Genomic DNA, 22,020 nt, shown 5'->3' with positions numbered 1-22,020 from the left:
AACCGCCCCGGAAATCTCGGAGGCCTTAGGTTGTGAGTCATGCCGCTTTAGCAGACTCGGTTAGTTGCTGATAATACCTGGCCTCTGCTTCGGCAGGTGGGATATTACCAATAGACCCCAGCAAACGCCGATGATTAAACCAATCCACCCAGGTCAAGGTAGCCAGTTCGACGGCTTCGCGGTTTTTCCACGACTGTTTGTGAATCCGCTCGGCTTTATACAAGCCATTAATGGTTTCGGCCAAGGCATTGTCATACCCACAGGGCATAAATAAGAGTCACCCACACTGCCCACTGAAGCTTCAACGCCGGCCTCGGCTAAGCGCTCGCTATAGCGGATCGAGACGTACTGCACACCTCGGTCGCTGTGGTGAATCAAGCCGCCACCGGGCTGGGGTTGCCGGTCATGTAACGCTTGCTCCAACGCATCCAGCACAAAGTCGGTGTGCGCTGAAGATGACACTTTCCAGCCGACGATGTAACGGGCAAACACATCGATGACGAAAGCCACATAGACAAAGCCCTGCCAGGTTTTGACATAGGTGAAGTCCGCCACCCACAAGGCATTCGGCCGCTCGGCGTTGAACTGCCGATTCACGCGATCCAAGGGGCAAGCCGCGTCGGCATCGCTGATCGTGGTCTTGATGGTTTTGCCGCGCCTGACGCCTTTCAGTCCCAGGCTTCGCATCAGGCGTTCCACGGTACACCGGGCCACAGCCCACCCTTCGCGCTGCAACTGAATCCAGACTTTACGAGCGCCATAGTTTTGGAAGCTTTCCTCCCAGACTCGGCGAATTTGTTGGCTCAAGGCGTCATCCTGCTTGGCTCTGGCAGAACGTAACTCGGGATGGGCTTTGCGCGCCGCATGCAGGTAATACGTCGACGGGGCAATCGGCAATACCTTGCAGATCGGCTCGACCCCATAGACGACGCGATGATCGTCAATAAACGCTTTCATCGTTTGGACGGGCGGTCGAGCTCCGCCTGTGCAAAATATGCGGAGGCCTTACGCAGAATCTCGTTGGCCTGGCGTAACTCACGAACTTCACGTTCCAGCGCCTTGATCCGCTCCGATTCGTTGTCGACCGGCGCTTTCGGTTTTACGCCGGCCGTTTGTGACAACCTAAGCCAACGACGTAAGGTCTCAGCCGTACAGCCAAACTTGGCTGAAATGGATTGAATGGCTGCCCATTCCGACGGGTATTCGTCTTGATGCTCTCGCACCATACGAACCGCTCGTTCTCGGATTTCCGATGAATAATGCTGAGTGGTTTTCTCTTTCATTGCTCCATTCTCTCAAAGGTTGGGGCCTCCGAGAAAACCGGGGCGATTCAACCAGAACGGTCCGTAAGCTTGTTGTAGAAAGCTTGACCCAGATCATCGTTGTCCAAGGTCAGTTTCACATCTACCCACAAACGCTCAACATCCGCATCAGCCACGCCGGGATTGATCTTACTAATTCCGGTTTTAAATAAATCGGGAAAAAGGTTGGACTCCAAATCCCACCGCTGCTCCTTCAGCGATAAGTATTGGTAACCGAGGCGAACCAAATGCAGGATGACTGGAATCTTAACGCGCGTGTCTTCAGTGAACTTCATGTAATCCCTTATAAGAAAGTTAAGCCTGCTAACCAGCGCCGTCTAAATCTGTCGGGTGACATAATTAGTGAAAAATGATCCATTGATTTTAAAGCGATATTTCATTATTTGTGTCACACACCATACCCACTTTTGACAAAATTAATGAAAAATTCCGGATTTTGTGCCACTAATAATGAAAAATTTCGCGGCGGTGAAAACCAAAGAGTACCTACTCAGAACTTAATATGCCACAGTCTTCTAATATTAGGCATCCGGTGAAAATTAAGAAGGTGATTCTCCAACAGCAAAGAAATCTCCTACGGGAGTTTCACGGAGGCTAATGTATTCAAGCCTCCACTGGTCAACTTTACGGAGGTCCGCTAGAGTCAAATAAGTGTCAGCTACGGCATTACATTTTTCCAACGCAATCTCATTCGCGACTTCCGGAGTTCCATACGCTCGGTAAAATAAAGCTTCTAAGTCGATTGCAGCTTTTTCAGCGACATCTCTAGCTACTTGACCACCTTCTGTAGCGTCATAAACTACTGAAATTGATAAAAAATAGGGCTCACCATCAGATAACTCACTAACTCGATCATCACCCAAATCAAAGAACAGCCCTACCAAGTGGGTACTCGCCGGCTCTAGGATCTTTCCAATGTTATATTCAACAGATTTTTTACCGACTAGCTTCCTCAATCGATTCTCGAATGCATTCGGAAAAGCCGGCCGCCCATATCGAGCCGCTAACCATTGTTTCAACCCACGTTTTTCGTCGGGGTTCAGAATAAAGTCTCTGTCGTGGCATCCTAATTCGAAAAACTGTGCCCTTGGTAAATCAATACGATTAGAGTGGCGAAGTTCGACGCACATTTCCTCGCCTGTCTGTTTCGAAAATCTGAGGTGAAGACAACGGGGATTTCGGGCTCGGGCAAACATAGGGTCGGCTTTTTGGATAACGGCTCCAACTATAACTTCAACCCTGGGCTCTGCATTATTTGGTAAATCACAATCATGTGAAATAACCACTATACGTTTGTCCGATGCCTTTGACTCAACCAAACCCAGTGCATATGCATCCTCGTCGATCAATACGCAGCCTTGCCTCCATTCCGTATCGCGACCTATCACTTATTTATCCCTGGCTATCTTGCTCAGATGAACCAGGAATAGATAGATAAGATTGCCAATCACTAGTCGGCTTGGCTTTCGAATTTGCTAAGCCGGACCGCTGATAGGATACTTCCATTGCCTTAGCCTCTTTAATCAGGGCAGTAACTTGCGTAGTGCAATCTTCCCCCGCTTTTAGTAGATCCATTAATGATCTTCCATTAAAAGTTTTCATCTTAAGTAGAGAACCCGCGCGCGAGATTTTTTCTACATTGAAATCATCGGCGATTTGACTCAGCTTTACGATGCGATCTAGTTTTTCTGGCTCTGGGATGGAGTCTCCAGAAAGCCATTTATAAATAGCTTGTCGAGATATGTCGAACAAGTTAGCAAGATCTGCGACGGAAGGATTAAGTACCGAACGAATATTATCGATGTGTTCCACTGCAGTTCGGACATCAGGCGTCGCCGGAAGGTCTGTAGACTCTGGAACCTTATCGACAACAAATGCCACACGAGGCTGAATGTGGTGACGCCATTCTTCCGTTCTATCCATCGAATAAGCGGTACCTGTACCAACCAGAAGAGTACTTATTACAAAAAAAGCGGTCTTGGTATGATTGGATGGTTGGTGTGGTTGTGTCCCTGTCTGTGTTGTATACATGGGTAGCTCCTAAAAATATTAAGCCCAAACAACTTTTCTGGCGTGATCAGTAGTCGTGGCTTCGAAAGCGAGTTTTATAATTTTATGTAAGCTCACAAATTGAGCGTGAATTTGCTCAAAATCTAGCGGCATTCTGCCTTCGACAAAATGGTCTGTATCTATTATTGCGTGTGATACCACGCTTTTGCTTTCAAAACGTGTCATAGGTACTAAGCCGTTCGGAATCAAATCAGGTGGGTAGCCTAACTGAGACGTCGCACGATGAACTCTAGCTACCAAAGTGCCGTTAGACAGCAGTGGCCCGCTCTCTGTTTCAAAAACAGATTCACTTAGCCCGTATCGCTGGGTTGCCCCAAACTCCACACCGCGAAGCCCGCTCGCTAAATATAGTTCCACTGTCTCGCCTTCCGTAGGTATTACTGCATCAAGATAACGTACTCCCAACCTGCTCAAGTGATCGAGCCCAACCACCTTATGAACAGCTTTTAAACCATGTAATAATTCGGGAAGAAACTCTTCGCTCGTTTCGTAATGGGTAGTGTGATATGTCAAAGATGATGGCCCAAGAATGAATCCAGAGCTTCTATCAGCTTTAGTGATTAACCAAGTATTTATCTGCGTTAGTTTTGGCTCTGCTGGAGCTTCTCCTGCTGCAGCAATAAACTGAAGTTGCCTGATTTCTTGAGGCTCATAAAGCGTGTAGCCTTCACGACGGAGAATATCCTGCACTTCGTCGACATACTTTGCCATGGCGGCCACAGGATTGAATTGCACTTGAGCTAATGCATAATAGACAGGCGCATTGGACATCTTCTCGCTCATGGCATCTCTCCTAAATTATAGTAATAGTTGTACACGGACGAACCAAGTTTACACTTTAGCTGTCAGTTTACAACTTGGTTGACAACTAGCACAAGGAGAAGTTCTCGTTTCAGTACTCAAAATAATACGAACTTATTGATGAATAACCTCTAAGCCCTCCATAAAATAGCTCGGAAGGACTTGTTGACCCGCCTTTCGCATTGCCAGGTATTCTTTTTGACCAATCACGATTTTTCCAAAGACATATTTATGATGTCGAAAATCTGTTCCAGATATTTGCCCTCGGCTGGCTCTGTGGCCTTTCGGATATAAGAAGGGACCGCCTCGAGAAACTCCACCTTGCTAGTCGGTGTAAATTCCAACAGTGCTTCGAGCATCGCTGGGCGCAACAGACGTTTATTCTCAGGAGTTGCCGGACATTCTTCCCGAATCACCTCGTGATCAAACCGAATCAATTTGTCTTTGAGACTCATCGCCTCAAAATCAATTTGATCAACCTGGGCTTCTTTGGCATCGACCTCATCGATAATCTGTGCGATCTCGTCAACCTCAGACTCAAACTCCGATGCACTCTGCAGAACGGGCGACTTCAATTCATGCAGCTGGCGAATGATAGGCGATAACTCACCTTGCGGGTTTTTGAACCAATCAGTTGACCAAATTCTCCGAATTCTCCACCCTAGGCGTTCCAAGATCGTTTGGCGTAAACGATCTCTGTCACGTGCCGACTTAGCAGAGTGATAAGTAGCCCCATCACACTCAATGCCCATCAGGTAACGACCTGGATTTCCTGGATCAATTACCGCTACATCAATGAAAAATCCAGCAACCCCTACCTGAGGAACACATTCAAAGCCTTCTTCACTGAGCGCAGTCATCACGGCAATCTCAAAATCGCTATCGGGGCCTCTTCCTGTATCTCTCTCAGTTTTATGAAGAATGCCAGTTTCGCAGTAGCTTAGGAAATCACGTAAGGCCTTGACTCCGCGTTTACTGTTTGCTCCAACCACAATATCGTCTGAGCCCATCGAACTGAAAATATGCATCCTTTTCTTCGAGCGGGTAAACAGTACATTCAAACGTCGCCAACCTACGTCAGAGTTTATTGGACCAAATCGCTGATACACATTGCCGCCCGGTTCCTGTGGACCATAGGTCATCGAAATGAAAATTACGTCACGTTCATCACCCTGAACATTTTCTAAATTCTTAATAAACAGCGATTCGCGCCGAGTTGCATCCTTCTCCAAACATGCAAGGAATCCAGGATCGTCTTTCGCTAATGTCTCAATTGCACGCTCTATCTGCAGACGCTGTTCCGCGCTCATTGCAACGACGCCCAGGGTTTCTTCTGGACGATGCTTGAAATGTTCCCTTACTGCTTCGGAAATGACCTTTGCTTCTTCCATGTTTCGCCGATTCACGAAACAACCGCGAGGTACGCGGGAATATTGAATCCCGTAGTTTTCGGTCTGCTTGTGCGGCGAGGGGAAGAGAATCAGATTACTCTCATAGAACGAGTGATTAGAGAATGCAATCAAGCTTTCATGCTGTGAGCGATAATGCCAGCGTAAACGACGCGCGGGAAACATCGGCAACGTTGCGTCGAGAATACTTTCCGACTCTTCAATACCTGTCGGATCGTCCTCGTCATCTTCGATAATGCGATCAAAGAAGCTGGTCGGAGGAAGCTGTTTTGGATCGCCAACGACCACCAGCTGTCCTCCTCTTGCAACGGCACCAAGTGCATCCTGCGGCTTAATCTGGGAAGCTTCATCCATAACCACAAGATCGAAAGCTATTTTCCCCGGCGCAAGGTATTGAGCAACAGACATCGGCCCCATCATGAAGCATGGCTTCAACGCCACCAATGCTCCACCAGCCCTTTGCAGCAGCTGCCTGATTGGTAAATGCCTTGTTTGCTTACCGCATTCATGTTCAAGAAGAACCCTCTCCGTACGTTCGCTGACACGAGCTGCCATATTTCCTGAGGGGATTTGAGCCTGATCGATCTTCCATGCGATCTGCTCTGCTTGCAGCTGCTTTAGCTTGTTATCGTACTCTCTGAACTTTTCCTGTAAGGCCTCCTGAGAATGGCCAGAGAATCGGCCAAGATCAGATTCTTCCCGAAGTATCTCTCGCGCTAACATATCGAATACGCCGGCTTGATAAGCATCTTCAAATTTTTCGATGTCGAACTCGAAGCTCTCTACTGCAACTGCGAGCTTACCAAGCCCCAATTTTTCAAGCTGATCTCGAACCCTTACATAATCAAGCCAATTTTGCAGCAACTCGCTGTTATCCAGCGCCAACTGATTTCGTTCGACTAAATCATCTAAATGATCACCGGAAGATAAAAGCCAATCTTCACGATCCAACTGAACCAAGGTAGCAAAGTCCTCAAAAGAGGCTTGCTCTGAGAGCAGGATGGCACGCAATTGTTCAGCCTGTGAAGCCAAGAACGAGAAAGTCGCGTCGGTTGGATTACTATAGATACAGCTAACTAGCGCTTGATTTCCCAGCTGTCCGTCAACACATTCCGCGACTTGGAGTGTATTACGCAACATGGATATGCCAATGGTGTTGTCAGCCCCAAATCCTACCTTTAGGCCGAGCCTCCCTTGAAATAGTTTTCTGTCAAAGTCGGCTTTCTGCCACGTTTCAACACGCTGTTTTAACAAACCAATTTGATCGATGAGATCTGTTAAACCTGATATTACGAGTGAATCATCACCGGCCAAGGGTCCGCAGTCATGGATGGCTTGATCGGCTGTAACCAGTAAACGCGAAATCGTACCCTCATCGCCGGTTAGCAAACTTTGCTCATTATGCAATGTTGCGACGGGGACAAACACTTTTTTCAATCTGCCCAACTCATCGAGCAAATCGTTGAGTTGTGTTATGAGCCCGCGATCAGTTAACGAACGCACCGCTTTAGCAATGCTTGGCGATAACTCCAAGATAGCATTACCTAGCGACACTTTCTGCCCAAAACCGACACCATACTGTTGGCGGACGCGTTTATACCAAGCTCTTAGTTCCTCCAACGCATCAAGGTCTGTATCCAGGCCTTGTAAGTAATCGCCAAGCGCTTCGTTGTAGCGCGTATTGGAATCAAGCTTTCGACGTTTTCTAGCCAAGGCCTCCAAGTCACTAAGTAATGGCACCATGTGGGCGTACTTTACCTGGGCATTTGCCGCGTAACTCAACAATTGTTTCCGTGCAGCACGCCAGCCACTTCTGAACCAACGAAACACTCCACCCGAAGCAAGCACATTCGCTAGTCGGCGGATTTCAGTTTCGTCCGGAATCCGTTCCAAATAAAACACACCATGAACAGCGTTATAAATCCCCTGCAACTCTTCAAGTTCGGCCCTTAACTGCGGCAGTAATTCATCCAGCTCTTCGTTATCAAAAAGCTCATCACGATGCTTCCAATAGGAGGGATTGAGACTGACGATCAGTTCAATAACCATTTTGAACTCAATCAAACCGGACTCGTTGACCGCAAAATGCCTGGAGACAGCATCATCTCCCAAGCCAGTTACCACACCTTGAAATGGCTCATCAAGCTGCTCCAACTGATGCTTGATTCCGCTCAAACTTCTAATCGCCTCAGCCAAACCACCGAGTGTGACATCGTCTCCAACCAGTTTTTTCAACTGCTCTCCACCGGAACTCAGCTGATCGGCGATTGATAGGTCTTGCAGTATTTCAGCCCCCGTTTTCTCAACTATTAAAGCGTACTGCTTTTGAATATCCTCAAACAACTTTAGATAGCGTTGTGACTTCTCCAAAACATCAGCCCGAAGAACGGGTATTACCTCCAAAATTTCATCACCCTTCAAATTTGGAATACTTTCCAATTCTTTGAGAAAAGTTTGCGCTTCATTCAGCGTCTCCGCTACGGCGGATTCCTCACAACCCAGCGTATCTGCAAAAGTCTCTCGTTGCGAACGCAATCGATGCAGCGACTCCTGCCATGCCCCTAGGGATTTCTTCACCCTATCCAGATCGAATATTTGTAAGTCGCCATTACGCACTCCATACCAAGAGTGATCCTGGAGCGCCGCATCACCATCCAACTGACTGGCTACGGCTTGGTAGACTTTGCGATAGAGCTCGACCTGATCCTCGTTACGGCGTTGCACAGCTGCATCGTAGTTATTGCCGTCATAACCATCAGGATGAAGCGATTCGGGGTTGATGCCAATCAAATTGCGATATCGCGTTGCCGCCATAAAAATTTCATGCAGCGTTTTACCGGTGCGCTTCCATGGCTGGTTGATTTTTTCAGCGTGGTTTTTAAGTGCCGTCTTGATTTCTTCGTAGCGCGCTATATCAACCTCGATGTCCTTAGGCTTTCGATAGCATCCATGCTTTTTTAAGCGCTCACTGACTTCATCGAGCACTTTGAGCTTCTGCGACTTATGGCTGTGAAGTTCTAGGCAAAACTCACCTAACCCCGCCTTATCCAGCCTACTACTCACTACTTCAAGCGCAGCAAGTTTTTCCGCAACAAACAGTACCTTTTTTCCTTGCGCCATGGCTGCAGCAATCAGATTAGTAATGGTCTGCGATTTACCAGTTCCTGGTGGCCCCTCAATGACCAAGTTCTTACCATCGACAGCATCAATAAGAGCACTATGCTGGGAACTGTCAGCATCATCGATCAGAGGATAGTTAGCGTGTACCTTATCCATATCATCGATGGTGTATTCTTCACCGAAGCCAAGATCACCTGATAACTGGTCTGCGGCATTCGTTTCCTCACCAAAACCTGACAGAAAACGTGAAACCACTGGGTGATCGACAATATTGGCGTCTTGGGGCCAGCGCGCTGGATCTAGATCGAGATACATCAGCAACTTGCTGAAATTGAGCAACGCCAAAGTGATTTGGCGACGTACCTGCCAGCGCGGTTGTTTATCCTTTATAACCGCACGGATTTCGTTGAAGTAATCCTCCGGTACTGTATTTTCATCCAACTCCGGCAGAGCCATGGCGAAATCGGCTCGTAGTTTTTCACGTAGAGAAAGATTGGGAATTATGTCTTCACCGGAATAACTTAGCGTGTACTCGTAAGCACGAGTAATCGGATTCAATCGACCTTTATGAAGCCTCACAGGAACCAAAAACAGCGGAGCAGCACGCACACTTTCCGAATTATTAGCTTCGTACCATTCCAAAAAGCCGAAGGCCAGATAGAGGATATTCGCCCCCATTTCTTGAATCGCAGACTCCGCTGCTTGTAAAAGATTCTTTAATGTCGCCTCCATCTCGAAGGGGTACAACAGTGTCTGAATTCCAGTATCCGAATGTTTGCTAGAGTCATCATCTGCAGAAACCTCTGGCACCTCGAAACTCGTTGCAAAACCCAAATGTTTGGCCCATTCCTCTGCGGTAGGGTCATTTCGCAACTTCACCAACTGTTGAGTTTCTTCATCGAACTTGAGATAACCTGACCTAATGAGCTCTTCTTCGGTAGGCTCGGGAATTGCCTCGAAGCGCATTTCAGTCTCTGCCAGCAGCGCTTCTACCAGCTGATTTGGCAATTCATCAATGATACGCAGGCTAGCACTCTTAGTATGGCGGAAATTAATCAGACGATTACGCGCAGTTAAATCCAGCAACCGCATACGGAGATTTTCTAACGCCTTTTGAGCTAGCAATTGCTTTGAATTATTTCCCTGTTTCATCACCAACTCTAAAATATTTACAAACTGATTACTTCATGTCCAGGTGCAAGGACTGCACTGGAAACCCCATAAAGCGCTAAATGATTTCTCAGCCAGAGTCTGTACTCCTTACCTTTCAAGCTATGCTCGGGTGAACAATCAACTATCAACTGGCGTAGAACGTATCCGGCAACTGCCGCTCTTAACTTAAGGTGTAAAACACCGGCGGTCATCCCATAATCCCTTTCAATAATTTCAGGATGATCTTGATTGGGGTGTGGTATTAAATCGAGTTCGACTATTCGATTCCATTGAATATCAGCAGATGGTAGCTCATGCTTCAACAACACACTCTCTGCCAATGCTGACACTTCCTCCATTCTTGTCAGTACAAAATCACGAAATTCATTCGTTTTCCGATCATAAGCTCGAACGTGCCAACGAAGGCCATCATTCACTAAAGCAAATGGCGCTACTTCACGTTGCGTTAATCCACTGCTATGAGATTGGTAGTTTAGGCTAACAATTTTTTGTTGGTGGATAGCGCGACTGATCGGGGCAAGAACATCTATTGTCGGCCGACTAAGAATAATCGGAAGTTCGCACGGCACAAGGCAATCAGAAGTGTAAACACCACCATAGCCAAATCCATGCGCTAAGACTGCTAACACTTGATCTGGAAAATGTTTAAAAGCAGGGGAGAAGGCGTGTCCTAATTCATATGACTTTGTCTTACCGTTAAAACTAATGTTGTTTGGGAATGCTTCCCGATACTGAGCAAAATCCCTTGTCGCGACTGCCGGGGCAACACCAAACCTTTGTATTAGCTCCTGTCGCCCTAGTCCGCCAAGAAAAAATAGCCGAAATTCAATAAAAGTCAGACGTTCCCGCTGCGCTTGATTCAAATTCTCGATTGCTTGCGAGGGTGGGGCAGATAAAAGTTCGATGCTCATAGGAATATTCTAAAACAGAAACACAGAAAAGCAATTTATTTGAGCTATTGACATGATCAAATTGATTATTTATTGTACCCATTATGAATAATATGAATTTTAGTTGCGCCGAAGAGAAGTCAACAGACAATGATTGTGAATTCCTTCCTTGCATTGTAGTTCTGAAGTCTTAATAGGAGCGGAGTTTGAATTTTCAGGGATTACAAGCTAAGTATCGCCGGCTGTTTCAGGAAAGCACCGCTTGGAAATTGCTGCGGGCCGATAATGCGCCGATTATCTTGGCATTCATTGCGGATTTATTTTCCGATGAGAGTGAAGCTCCTTTCGGTCGCGCACGTGTGGCGTTAGATGCCGAGTTGGAAAGATGCAGAGAACTGGGTATTTGGGAAACAGAAACTACAGGCGCAGCTTATTTGAATCAATGGATTCGAAGCGGCTGGTTGCGAGAGATGGACGACAAACTCACCAAAACAGATGCCAGCGAAGTTGCATTGAGATTTTGCCAGGGACTGGATCAGCGAAGTACGGGTACAACGGCATCACATCTTCGAATCGTACAAGAAGCCGTGCGTGATTTTGCGGTGGCTGTCAGCCCCAATGCCGACGAACGGATTGCACTGCTCGAACAGAGAAAATCCGAGTTACAGCGCGAAATCGATGCGTTGAATGCCGGCGTAGTTACCCAGTTATCCGAGGTACAGCAGCGGGAACGAATAAGGGAAATATATCAATTGGCTTCTGTGTTGACCGGAGATTTTCGACGAGTAGAGGATGAAATTCGCGAACTTGACCAGGCTGTTCGGGTACAGATGATCGAGGGAGGTTCGAAACGTGGCGATCTCCTGTTATCCGTCATGGAAAAGGAAATGTTGCTGGCCGAAACCGATGCGGGAAGCGCATTCGAGGGTTTTTTCCAACTTTTGTGCGATCAAAACAGATCCACCGAATTTAAGGACCAGCTGCGCAGTATCTTGAACCGACCGGTCTCAGCACAGCTAACGCAGCAGCAACATCAGTTTCTGAGCCGATTGATGCGGGAATTATCCCATGAAAGCGAACGCGTTTTTCATATCAGACGCAGGACAGAAGAGAGCTTAAGGGCCTATATCGAAAGCGGAGCTGCTCTGGAAAATAGAGCGGTTGATAAGTTGCTACATCAATTGGAACGCCTGGCGATTGACTTGAAAGAAGCCGGAACGGAGCCCAAAACTTCAACTTCGTTATCGTTACCCGTTGGCCCAATTCAAATGTCTTCTCCCGACAATATGCGCCTGAGAATGCCTGACGAAAAATTGAATACGTCCGGCGTAGAAGAGCAAACCAATTCCAGAATCCCGAACGCACTCATGCTGGATTGTTTAGACACTGTAAAAGTTAAGGAAATTGCCATGCTAACTCGAGACACGCTGCTTAAACATGGCCCGATGACAATTGCCTCTATCGCAGCGAGGCACCCGTTGACGTCAGGTCTGGAAGAATTAGTCGCCTACCTGCGTGTGGCCAGATCAGTGGGCGCCACAACGTTGAATGACAAAGAAAAAGTAGCGTTTTTAGACAAACAGGGTGTCCGTCTTGAAGCTACCATTCCAAAGTTCCTGCTAACAGCAGACCTATTTCCCGACAGCATAGAGGAGATGGCACTATGAGCCACGATGATTTGGAACACAGTGCCCTCCAATCGGGAATAAGCGATTTATTTGATCGATTCCGGCAGCGTCAAGACGATCATCCGTCATCATTGCAAAACTCAAATGGAGATATCCAGGCGCTCAAATCAGTGTCAGCGTATGAAGAATCTTTCTCTGCAACACCCATTGAGGACCAAGACGATTCGCCAACTGAAGAAACACTCGATGATACCGTAACGTTGAATAACGGCAGCATGCCGCCCGAAGCAAGACGAGCACTCGTAAGCTTATTCAGGCAGGGCGTGATTTTAGCCAGCCAAAAATCAAACCTATTTGATTCAATTTGCCGTTATCAAGACGCTATTCGAAACCACTTAGCAGATGTCTACCTAAAACTGATACTCGATCAACGGGCCGGCGTCGCATTCATTGCCGGGCTGGATGAAAGCGACGGAGAAAATGAAGAAACGGTTTCCTTAATTACCCGCAGAACACTTTCGCTTTATGACACCTTTCTACTTCTGGTACTGCGTAAGCATTATCAGGAACGGGAAACGACAGGCGAACAAAAAATCATTATCGACGTAGAGAAAATCGAAGCCAATTTGTCACCCTTTCTATCGTTGACCAACAGCAGCAAATCGGATCGCAGACAACTTGATGCCGCATTAAAAAAGATGACGGAACGACATATTCTAAGTTCGGTACGTGGCAACGATGATCGTTTCGAGATTACCCCGATTATTCGTTATGTCGTTAATGCGGAATTTTTAGAAAGCATGCTCTTGGAATATCAACAGTTAGCGCGTGAAGCCGGGTTAAATACCGATTTGCAGGAAAAAAATGAAATTGATCAGGGAGAGGAAGATGCATAACATTGACGTTGGAAACATTCATTCGCTGTTCAGCATAGGCCAAATCCGTTTAGCAGAGCTTTCCGTCTATAACTGGGGTTCGTTTCATGGCTTACATTCCGCAGTAATCGATCCTCATGGAACCTTGGTCACCGGCGATAACGGTGCCGGCAAATCGACTTTTATTGACGGTCTGATGGCTTTGCTTTTACCGGCAGGCCGAGCAACGTTTAACGTGGCCGCCGCGCAAGGAGATCGCACTGATCGAACGCTGCTTTCCTACATGCGCGGCAGTTTCGGTTCCGTGCATGACGGAGCTGGCACGCGGGTCAAGAGTAAACGGGACAAAGCTGTCGTTACTGGATTAAGGGCACTTTATCGAGGTGACGATGGCTCTTCCATAACATTAACCGCCATCTTCTGGACAACTCAAGCGAACAACGCGCTATCCGATGTGAAACGGATTTATTGTGTTGCAAAAAGAAACCTATCTCTTAAAGAAATTCTCGATGCTTTTGGCGAAGGCAATGCTCGTTCGTTGAAACAATGGCTACGGAACGATCCAGCCATCACTTGTTGTGACGACAGTTTCCCCGAATATCAGGAGCTGTATCGAAAACTGTTACACATGGATAATAAAAACGCGCCGGCCTTGCTTTCCAGAGCGTTGGGGCTAAAAAAGATTGACGATCTTACCGCGCTAATCAGGGAACTGGTCTTGGAACCCAGCACCGTTAGAGACGATGCCAGGAAAGTAGTCGACGAGTTTAGCGATTTAGTGGCCATTCATGATCAATTGATCGATGCCAGACGGCAAAAGGAACATTTATCGAGATTGCCTGAATTGAATGAGGCACTGAAGCAGGCAATAGACGAACTGGAATGTCTCACGCATGAACGAGAAAGCTTACCGGTATATTTTGGCGAAATTTGTTATGGGCTTTGGACCGAAAAAATAGCCAAATTGCAATCCTACCTTGATGATTTATCATTGCAGATTAAACAGTTATCAGAGAAAGAACAGAAAACCGAAACGCTAAGAGATCAACGATATGCCGCTTACCTGGAGGCTGGTGGCGAACACATCGAAAATCTGAAAAAAGAATTGCAAGACGCACAACAACGCCTTAGTCAAATCGTAATTCGCGCAGCCAGCTACCAAAAAGATACACAGAAACTCAATCTCGATGATCGTTTGGAAGAAAAACAATTTTTGGCAAACCGGCAACTCGCTGACGATAAGCTCGAAAATATTGGATCCGAAAAACAAGCGGCGCAAAATCATTTCGGTCGTTTATCCGCGGATTTGAGCAATAAGACAGAACAGAAAGTCGCCCTGGAAAAACAAATTGCAGAGATAAGCGCCCGGCCCGACTCGAACATTGATCCAAACTACCAGAAATTACGGGATGAGCTGGTTGCATCGTTGGGGTTTACTAAAGACCAGTGCATTTTTATCGGCGAATTGATAGACGTCAAAGAGGAACATCGTCACTGGCAAGGCGCTATTGAACGTGCGTTAGGCGGTTTACGCACGACGTTGGCCGTACCCGCTGACCGTTTTTCGATGGTAACTCGGTGGTTGAATACCCGGCACACTGGCTTACATGTTCGTGTTCAGGTGGTAAGAGAGGTTACCTCCCGCGACAACGCCGACTTTCGATCTAACGGTTTTTTAAGGAAATTGATTTGGCGCGAGCATCCCTATCGCGAATGGCTCAAACACCATTTGTCGCGTTTCGATTTGCAATGCGTCGCTTCTACTGAAGAACTGGATAGCACGCCTTTTTCGATGACTCAACAAGGCTTGATCCATTTCGACAAGGGCCGATTTGAGAAAAAAGACCAAGATAAAATCGATGACCGTAGACGCTGGCAATTGGGTTTCTCCAACAAATCACGGCTGGCTTTGTTACAACAGGATTTGAAACAGATTCTCCAGTCAGTCGATGACATATATAAAACCGTGGAAAACGCCAGAAAAGAACTCGATCAAGTCGGCGAACGGGAAGCAACCTGGAAAAGAATTATTGAATATTCATGGGAAGAAATTAATGCCCCCAAGTGGCATACCGAGGTCCAGAGGCTTCAACAGGATATTTCGATACTCGAACACAGCGGTAATGTACTGGAAACGGCAAAACAGCAGTGGGAAGAATCCAAGCGTTTGTTGGAAAAGTTCAAAAATGAAAAAGAATTAGCGAATAAGGAGGAAGGAAAATTTTCCGAAACCCTAAGCCAAGCCGTAAAAAAACAGGCTCAAGCACAACAGGCTGCATCTTCCGGAATGGACGACGAAGTGCGGGAAATTCTAAAAAAACGCATCGGTGTAATCAAAGAAAGTGATTTGGAAAATGCCATCCTATTGCAAAACACCCATGACAAAAGTATTGAAAATGAACAGGAAAAATGGCGAATTAAGAAGACTGAATCAGAAAAAAAAGCCATAGGTATCATGTCGTCATTCCGTTCTCATGACAAATGGCGTGTCATTGCCGAAGACTGGGGCTGTGATGCCGCCAGTCTTGAAGATTATCTAGCTCATTTAAATCGGCTCGAACAAGAGGGTTTGCCACATTTGGTTGAGCAATTCAAAGAGAGGTTGAATAAACACGCAACACAATCGCTGGCACGTATCCACCAGCGCCTCGAATCAGAACGGGAAGATATCGTCGATCGTATTGATACGATTAACCGAGTACTCTCTCGAACCGAGTTTCGGCCGGGCTCGCATTTGAAGCTAGGGAGCAAAGTCGAACAATATCCGCATGTTCAGGACTTCAACAGGCACGTAAGAACCGTTTTGAGCCAGGCAACCAGTGACGATCACGAAGCCCGATTCGAACGCTTGCAATCGGTCGTCCAGATACTGGAAAAGGCTAGCAGCCCCGTGACATCTAACACTTTAGAAAGTTTAAGGCTACTTGATCCGCGCTATCAAATGTCGTTTTATGCGGAAGAACTAGATGCCGAAACCCATGAAGTGCGAGATGTGTTGGAATCGTCCAGCGGCAAATCCGGCGGCGAGAAAGAATCATTTGCTGGTACCATCGTTGCCGCCAGTTTGGCCTATGTATTGACACCGGACGGCTACGACAAACCTGTTTACTGTACTGTTTTTTTGGACGAAGCATTTTCCAATACAGCAGAGGCGGTCAGTCGCAGAGTGTTGCGGGTGTTCAAAGAGCTACACATTCACGTCAACCTGATCACCCCATACAAAAATCTCAATTTAGCCCGGGAGTCGGCGCGTTCTCTGCTCATAGCGGAACGAGATCAAGAGAACCATGAAAGCCGCCTCTGTGAAGTTACTTGGGAAGAAATCGACGTTCGTCTTGAACAACAACGTCAACAACAGCTCAGGATGGAGGCCATATCTTTAGGTGTGGAGCTAGAAAATGGATAGGCCATGGGGCTTATTGCCTTCCGACATAAAGGAGCTCATATTAAAACGGGAATGGCAAAACTTTACTGGCTTAAAAGCGCGCCTACTGAACGATAAGCCATTTCCGATTCGAGTCGGATTAAAACCACCAACAGGCCAACTCGCTGTTGGTGATATGGAACATTTCCAAAAATTTATTGGCCAATGGCGCTCATTTGCCGCTCAGCACCTGATCGAATGGGAAACCCGAAATTATCGGGTGCTTTCCGAACAAACGTTACCTAAATTTTTCGTTTTAAAAAACGTCCAAGAGCTGATCGAATTTGTCGGAGATGGAGCGCTCAAGAGAAGTCAAATCTGGGAAACCAATATGTCTCCCTTATTAAAGGTCTATCCCGAAACTTATTCAGCATTGGTAAAAAACTTAAATACGATTGAGACAATGAACCCAGCTGATGCCAGTTTACTGCCAGATTTAATCAAACAATTAATTCCCGCTATGGGAACAGGAAAATATCTTAGAGCTCTGCCACTGGTTGGCGTCGACACCAAGTTTCTCGAAACATATAGATTTTTGATTACCGACATTCTCGATAAAATCCATAACAATGCAGTATCAAATGCCGGCGGGTTACTCAAATGGCTTTCATGCATCACGAAACCCACAGCATGGTTAACCATTCGTCCCTTGTGCGAAGATACGAAAGCGAGAATAGGCGGTTTCCCCGTACTGCAACTGTCCGGAGACGTTTTAAAACAACAGGCACTTCCAGCTAAAAACATCCTTGTTATAGAAAACATGGAATCAGGATTGGGGTTACCTTCCCTCCCAGATACCATTGCTATATTTGGTGGAGGAAAAAATGTGGCCTGGATGGAGGCAGTATGGCTTAAATCTAAAAACGTTGCTTACTGGGGAGATATAGACACCTGGGGGCTATCCATCTTGAGCGATGTTCGTTCAAAGTTATCGACTATCAAAGTGCTCATGATGGATCAGAAAACACTCGATGACCATAAGGACCGGATGGTCGGTGAGCGAACATCGGTCAATAACCTACCTAAATTCCTTACCGACTCAGAAGCTCGAATATTTTCGAATTTAAAAAATACGGATAAACTTGCCTCGAGATTGGAACAAGAAAGACTGTCGCCTGACTATATAAAATCCAGACTCGAAGCTTGGATCAACTAATTAATTCAACTGCAACCAAGCATTACCGACCAGTTTCTGCCGTTCGTTGTGTATTTACGAACGACTGCTCTAATATTTGAAGCAAAGCTTTTTGCGGTTCCGCGTCCGGCCAATGAAATTGTTGGAGGTGGCTTTTTCAATTTGGTCATACAGGTCCATTGCTATCTCTTTTGCGTACCATGCAGCGAAAAGCGGAGAAAAATATAATCCGCCAAATATAAAGAGTTGTTTCAAGGTAATCATTTTCATTAATGCAAATGGTTCGTTGCCCAGAGCCATTGCTGAAATAAAAGCTGTTAATGGAAAAACCAAAACCCCAATGAATACTGCGCTTGCAATAGAGCTTGCGACAGACATATTGCTATCCGCGAATTTCTCCTTGGCTTTTAGTGATCGTTCTGAAAGTTTCATTTGGTGTAACTCCTAACAAATAATCAAATAGTTTTCCGTATACCTACTATGAAACCTGAGTATCCTAAATAACGCTACGATCTATAAGGATTTTTCGTTTCTGCACATCATCCTATGGGCAGAGTAAATTATTGTCATCGACTTGAGATTCTTTCAGTACACAGATCGGAACGCCGAAAAAAATACTGCCTACCGCCATCAATCATCGGCCCCGACACAGGCCGAACAGACAGGGTTTGCAATAGCCATCGCGGCGCTCGGTTCATCGTCTTCGCATATTCAGCCAATGAAATATAGCTGGTTTGAAAATCATCAATGCCAGCGTGAGTAACTCGCTGACCAGGAAGATCGTCTTTGATAGTTGCCAATAACCCCAGCTTCACCAAGTCGTAGACCACCTGTTGTTTCAGACCAAGCCATTGCGCTGCCTCGTCCACCGAGAGGCTAACCCCGCCTTCACAACGTTTTTCTACCCGCCATTGCCGAGTTTGTTGCTCAGCAAGCAAGATACTTCCCAACGGCACGGGTTGTGTCGGATTACCTAAGGGCTGTATTTGGCATTCTAAAATCGCCCGAATCAAATTGATGAATTCGCCATCGAGCAGATGCCAATGCTTGAGGATATATCGCACACTGATTGTCAGTGGCAAATGACTCACTTCCGTACCGGCAAAAAACAGCCCTTGTACTTGTTGCCAAGGAATCAACCAAGTGGCGGCATTGCCGAGTTGTCTTGAAACGAGCGGCTTTAAGATGCCTGCCGAAATTAACTCCCTAACCCGACGTTCAGGCAGTGCTAGCTGTTTCGCCGCTTCCCCAAGCGTCACGTATCCCTTGGCAAGAATCGCGATTTGCTTAAGGCTTTGTTCATCGATTGAGCGCAGCTTGCGACCTGATGGCAATTCAATCTGATTTCCGGCAATCACGTCCGCCCGAACAAAATGGCGAACGGTTGACGGTGCAACCCCGGCTTTTTTCGCCGCCTGTTTCAAGGTCACTCTGGGATGCCTGGCAACCGTCTCCGGCTTAAACGCCTTATGACGTTTATTCACCACGCCCGACCAATGTTTTTGCAAATAACGTTCGAATTCGTCGCGCAAAAACTGAAAACATTCACCAGACAAGTCCGTGTATAGCGTCCTATAGAGCGACCCGAAAGTCCTACGAATACTGGATTGACTCGCTGTCTGCCTGTGTATCGTCGTCAACAGGGCATGGAAGTTTTCCGGCCAGCCATCCAATAACCAACCGACTTGCTGCATCAACACGGATGCAGTATCCAGTTGATGCATATTTGCAATCTTCCCCGGTTTCGCGGGTTGGAAGGTATTGGAAAACTGGCCTAAATAGCCGATTAATCTAATCCATTCTGGCAGTGACATAGCAGGAAAACCCGCCAATGCCGATTTGCCGTCAATTGCTGCCTCAACCGAGCGGCTGACGGAAATCAATGGTTCATCTACCTGATCTGCGCCTCGGATATCGGCAAGCCATGCCCCACAAGCACATTGCTTAAGGTTAACACGTTCTAGCCGCTGAGTACTGCCGCAACTAGGGCATCGCTCAAGTAACCGGATTGAATGCCGGTTGCAAACGCAACTGATTTTCAGCAGCCACGGCCCGCGCAAATGTACCGAATCTCGAAGACAGAGCGGACACCAGCGCATTTGACTATGATTAAAATCGGCGACTGCCAGACCATTCGAAAACGCACTTGGTCCCCAAAAACTTGGATGGGGTCCCAACAACCCCTGTCTCTCCTCAGCTGATAAGCCAAGCGCTTGGCATAGCCCATCAAAGTTTCGAAATGTGTTGCCTAACTGCCGCAGCGTTTCGTAACCGTTTTCCCGTGCAACGCGCATCAAAAAACCCAGGGTAGCCTCGCCATTGATCGGACGCGGACGCACAGGTAAAGCACAATAATCTTTCACGGCAATCATGCTGGTTTTTCCTGACATGCCAGTCGAACCAGGGAACCAACGAAGTACAGCTCATAATCGGGTATCACCGTAAGGTGTAATCCCAGCTGATGCAAAACATCGCTAGGACTCCGTAGCTCACGCAAATCTTTCGGTATCCGCCACCAATAGATGAGCGCTCGACAATCCGCTAAATCAGCTTGCTCGAATGCCACACTCGACAGGCGATTTAGGATGTCCACCAACTCCAACTCGTATTCCCGCTTACCGTATTTGATGGGCGGTGTAGTCTTTATTTGTTGATGGCGAAGCATTTCAGGATCGAGTTCGCCAATATGTTTGGACAAATTTGCCCACCAGTGCATCAACCGTGTTTGGTTTTCGTAACGCCGTGTTGGCGAAATCCAGGGGTTATAAAACACCGCCGACGAGATCGGCAATTTCAGTTGGTATTCGGCCAACATTTGCGCCACTACCACCTGAATTTTCGTCTGGAAGTATCCATAGTTACCGGTGTCGACAAATAGCATCATCCGATACAACCAATCTAATTTCGTAACCGAACAGAGCAAGTCTTTATGCCCTCTGAATCGTCTGACAAGTATTCTCAGTATCCGATGTTTCAATTCGTCAGGCGACGCCATCAGTAACACGGCAACCCAATCGTCAGACCAGAAAGGTCTGTAATTCCGCTTGCTCTGAATCGGCTTGCGGGATCGATGACCGTCACGACATAACGCTTTACGCAACCGACTGCCCCATTCGAGACCTGCGTAAACTTCACTGAGCGTATAACCTTTCGAAATTGACGATTCATCACAGTTGTTGAAACGGCTGGGCAGGTCAACATCTTCCGATCCCGCTAAGAGCTGTGCAAATAGCAACTGATTGCGACTGGCAAGTGTGATGGGTGCATTCATAATCGACTGACCACAGGCACAAAACCAATCCGGCATTAAATCGGACCAAGAAAAGGTTTTGCCGCAAAGAACGCAGCGCTCATACAATCGGATATGATGAACGGGGCATGCCGCAATCAGCGGCAATTCCCAAAGGGCAAAATGAAAACCGCATTCGCTTAGGCAGAGAATACAAAAACGTACCGGGACAATATCTAATCCCGGTCTGGTACTCTCATGCCCACTCGAGCACTTCGGCAAACGGCGTTTGCGCAGCCACCAGGTCCGATCAAGTTCGGTTGAAGTCCCCAGCAACGTTTGTAAGGTATCAACAGCCGCTGGTGTAGCATCAGTTGCCGTTCCGCGATACAAAGCGCCTAAGGTATGCTCTAAGCGACGGGTGATTCGATGCTCGTTGCCACCCTGAAAACGGTATAGATAACCCGCTAGACTTTCCCCTTGCTGAACTTGAGGTCGAACTGGATAGTCACTGAACGGAATCAACACACCACCTCCCTACGGCCCTTACGGACGCTGCAGAGTGAACCAGGTTCAAACGGTTCATTACCCCGATCTAAGCGGCGAAATACAAAAGCAGGATTAAAAGGATTTAGTTTGCCCACTCCCTCCTGCCAAATATTTACTGTGAATACTTGTTCCAATAACTTAGGGTCAATTTCTCCAACTTTATTTTCAAGCGCGAATTCCAAAGCAAATAGTAAAAGCGTTTTAATGTAGCCCACTCGCCCATCGCTAGCGTAATAAAGACGCATGGCCAAGTCATCCCAACCATAATTCCCCGATGATAACGGTACCGGCAGACAAAAACCCAATGATCTAAAAAGCTGTAAGCACTCACTATGAATAGTTTTTTTATCGTCCTGCCCCAAAACCAATCGAATACGACTAGGGGCTGTTGCCAT

At 46.9% G+C, this 22,020-nt stretch carries 13 protein-coding genes, 3 pseudogenes and 1 other annotated feature; of the genes and pseudogenes, 4 read left to right on the top strand and 12 right to left on the bottom strand.

Annotation, left to right across the window (positions count from 1 at the left end; genetic code table 11):
* Positions 1 to 37: 37 nt before the first annotated feature.
* The 7 genes and pseudogenes from A1332_RS00440 to A1332_RS00405 form a co-directional block, all read right to left on the bottom strand.
* Positions 38 to 1,283 (bottom strand): annotated as a pseudogene (locus tag A1332_RS00440) (IS3 family transposase).
* Positions 883 to 999 (bottom strand) — a sequence feature (AL1L pseudoknot). It overlaps the preceding pseudogene by 117 nt.
* Before the next feature lie 47 nt (positions 1,284 to 1,330).
* Positions 1,331 to 1,597, bottom strand: a complete 267-nt coding sequence (locus tag A1332_RS00430; RefSeq protein WP_064006619.1) for a hypothetical protein — start codon at positions 1,595 to 1,597, stop codon at positions 1,331 to 1,333.
* A gap of 264 nt (positions 1,598 to 1,861) precedes the next feature.
* Positions 1,862 to 2,710 carry a hypothetical protein gene (locus A1332_RS00425; protein ID WP_064006618.1) on the bottom strand — a complete coding sequence of 283 codons (849 nt, stop codon included), beginning with the start codon at positions 2,708 to 2,710 and terminating at the stop codon, positions 1,862 to 1,864.
* Positions 2,711 to 2,714: 4 nt separating this feature from the next.
* A complete protein-coding gene (locus A1332_RS25165; RefSeq protein ID WP_157203905.1) occupies positions 2,715 to 3,353 on the bottom strand; it encodes a helix-turn-helix domain-containing protein in 639 nt (212 codons plus the stop codon).
* A gap of 18 nt (positions 3,354 to 3,371) precedes the next feature.
* Complete coding sequence (locus tag A1332_RS00415) at positions 3,372 to 4,175, bottom strand: TIGR04255 family protein (RefSeq protein WP_197491361.1); 804 nt, start codon at positions 4,173 to 4,175, stop codon at positions 3,372 to 3,374.
* A 224-nt stretch (positions 4,176 to 4,399) separates the two neighbouring features.
* Positions 4,400 to 9,874, bottom strand: coding sequence for a DUF4011 domain-containing anti-phage protein Hhe (gene hhe / locus A1332_RS00410; RefSeq protein WP_064006617.1), 5,475 nt, complete (start codon positions 9,872 to 9,874; stop codon positions 4,400 to 4,402).
* Positions 9,875 to 9,891: 17 nt separating this feature from the next.
* Entirely contained in the window at positions 9,892 to 10,806 is a 915-nt protein-coding gene (locus tag A1332_RS00405) for a WYL domain-containing protein (RefSeq protein ID WP_064006616.1), read from the bottom strand.
* Positions 10,807 to 10,991: 185 nt separating this feature from the next.
* On the opposite strand from A1332_RS00405, the gene A1332_RS00400 reads away from it, so the two are divergent.
* Genes A1332_RS00400 through A1332_RS00385 form a run of 4 tightly spaced genes read left to right on the top strand, consistent with a single transcriptional unit; the run spans position 10,992 to position 17,868 of the window.
* Positions 10,992 to 12,452 carry a DUF3375 domain-containing protein gene (locus A1332_RS00400; RefSeq protein ID WP_064006615.1) on the top strand — a complete coding sequence of 487 codons (1,461 nt, stop codon included), beginning with the start codon at positions 10,992 to 10,994 and terminating at the stop codon, positions 12,450 to 12,452.
* The gene (locus A1332_RS00395; protein WP_064006614.1) at positions 12,449 to 13,309 is read left to right on the top strand and encodes a DUF4194 domain-containing protein; all 861 of its coding nucleotides are present in this window, start codon (positions 12,449 to 12,451) and stop codon (positions 13,307 to 13,309) included. Before A1332_RS00400 ends, A1332_RS00395 begins: the two co-directional genes overlap by 4 nt.
* Entirely contained in the window at positions 13,302 to 16,694 is a 3,393-nt protein-coding gene (locus tag A1332_RS00390) for an ATP-binding protein (RefSeq protein ID WP_064006613.1), read from the top strand. The genes A1332_RS00395 and A1332_RS00390 overlap by 8 nt, the downstream gene beginning before the upstream one ends.
* Positions 16,687 to 17,868, top strand: a complete 1,182-nt coding sequence (locus A1332_RS00385; RefSeq protein ID WP_064006612.1) for a Wadjet anti-phage system protein JetD domain-containing protein — start codon at positions 16,687 to 16,689, stop codon at positions 17,866 to 17,868. Before A1332_RS00390 ends, A1332_RS00385 begins: the two co-directional genes overlap by 8 nt.
* 69 nt (positions 17,869 to 17,937) lie before the next feature.
* Here A1332_RS00385 and A1332_RS00380 read toward each other — a convergent pair whose 3' ends face one another.
* The 5 genes and pseudogenes from A1332_RS00380 to A1332_RS25535 all read right to left on the bottom strand — a co-directional run.
* Positions 17,938 to 18,279, bottom strand: a complete 342-nt coding sequence (locus tag A1332_RS00380; RefSeq protein WP_064006611.1) for a hypothetical protein — start codon at positions 18,277 to 18,279, stop codon at positions 17,938 to 17,940.
* Positions 18,280 to 18,413: 134 nt separating this feature from the next.
* Positions 18,414 to 19,571, bottom strand: coding sequence for a hypothetical protein (locus A1332_RS25810; protein ID WP_231890168.1), 1,158 nt, complete (start codon positions 19,569 to 19,571; stop codon positions 18,414 to 18,416).
* A gap of 288 nt (positions 19,572 to 19,859) precedes the next feature.
* A pseudogene (locus A1332_RS25805) lies at positions 19,860 to 20,219 on the bottom strand (TniQ family protein); the annotation flags it as partial.
* Positions 20,216 to 21,604, bottom strand: a complete 1,389-nt coding sequence (locus A1332_RS00370) for a TniQ family protein (protein WP_082879452.1) — start codon at positions 21,602 to 21,604, stop codon at positions 20,216 to 20,218. The pseudogene A1332_RS25805 and the gene A1332_RS00370, both read right to left, overlap by 4 nt.
* Positions 21,598 to 22,020 (bottom strand): annotated as a pseudogene (locus A1332_RS25535) (transposase); the annotation flags it as partial. The pseudogene A1332_RS25535 and the gene A1332_RS00370, both read right to left, overlap by 7 nt.

This window comes from Methylomonas methanica (genome assembly GCF_001644035.1).
Classification (GTDB): domain Bacteria; phylum Pseudomonadota; class Gammaproteobacteria; order Methylococcales; family Methylomonadaceae; genus Methylomonas; species Methylomonas methanica_A.
This window is presented reverse-complemented; position numbering and strand designations above follow the sequence as displayed.

Excerpts from the sequence above, each read along its gene's own strand:
- A1332_RS00430 (WP_064006619.1), bottom strand. The coding sequence starts at position 1,597 with ATGAAGTTCACTGAAGACACGCGCGTTAAGATTCCAGTCATCCTGCAT.
- A1332_RS25165 (WP_157203905.1), bottom strand. The coding sequence starts at position 3,353 with ATGTATACAACACAGACAGGGACACAACCACACCAACCATCCAATCAT.
- A1332_RS00415 (WP_197491361.1), bottom strand. The coding sequence starts at position 4,175 with ATGAGCGAGAAGATGTCCAATGCGCCTGTCTATTATGCATTAGCTCAA.
- hhe (WP_064006617.1), bottom strand. The coding sequence starts at position 9,874 with ATGAAACAGGGAAATAATTCAAAGCAATTGCTAGCTCAAAAGGCGTTA.
- A1332_RS00405 (WP_064006616.1), bottom strand. The coding sequence starts at position 10,806 with ATGAGCATCGAACTTTTATCTGCCCCACCCTCGCAAGCAATCGAGAAT.
- A1332_RS00395 (WP_064006614.1), top strand. The coding sequence starts at position 12,449 with ATGAGCCACGATGATTTGGAACACAGTGCCCTCCAATCGGGAATAAGC.
- A1332_RS00390 (WP_064006613.1), top strand. The coding sequence starts at position 13,302 with ATGCATAACATTGACGTTGGAAACATTCATTCGCTGTTCAGCATAGGC.
- A1332_RS00385 (WP_064006612.1), top strand. The coding sequence starts at position 16,687 with ATGGATAGGCCATGGGGCTTATTGCCTTCCGACATAAAGGAGCTCATA.
- A1332_RS00380 (WP_064006611.1), bottom strand. The coding sequence starts at position 18,279 with ATGAAACTTTCAGAACGATCACTAAAAGCCAAGGAGAAATTCGCGGAT.
- A1332_RS25810 (WP_231890168.1), bottom strand. The coding sequence starts at position 19,571 with ATGCATCAACTGGATACTGCATCCGTGTTGATGCAGCAAGTCGGTTGG.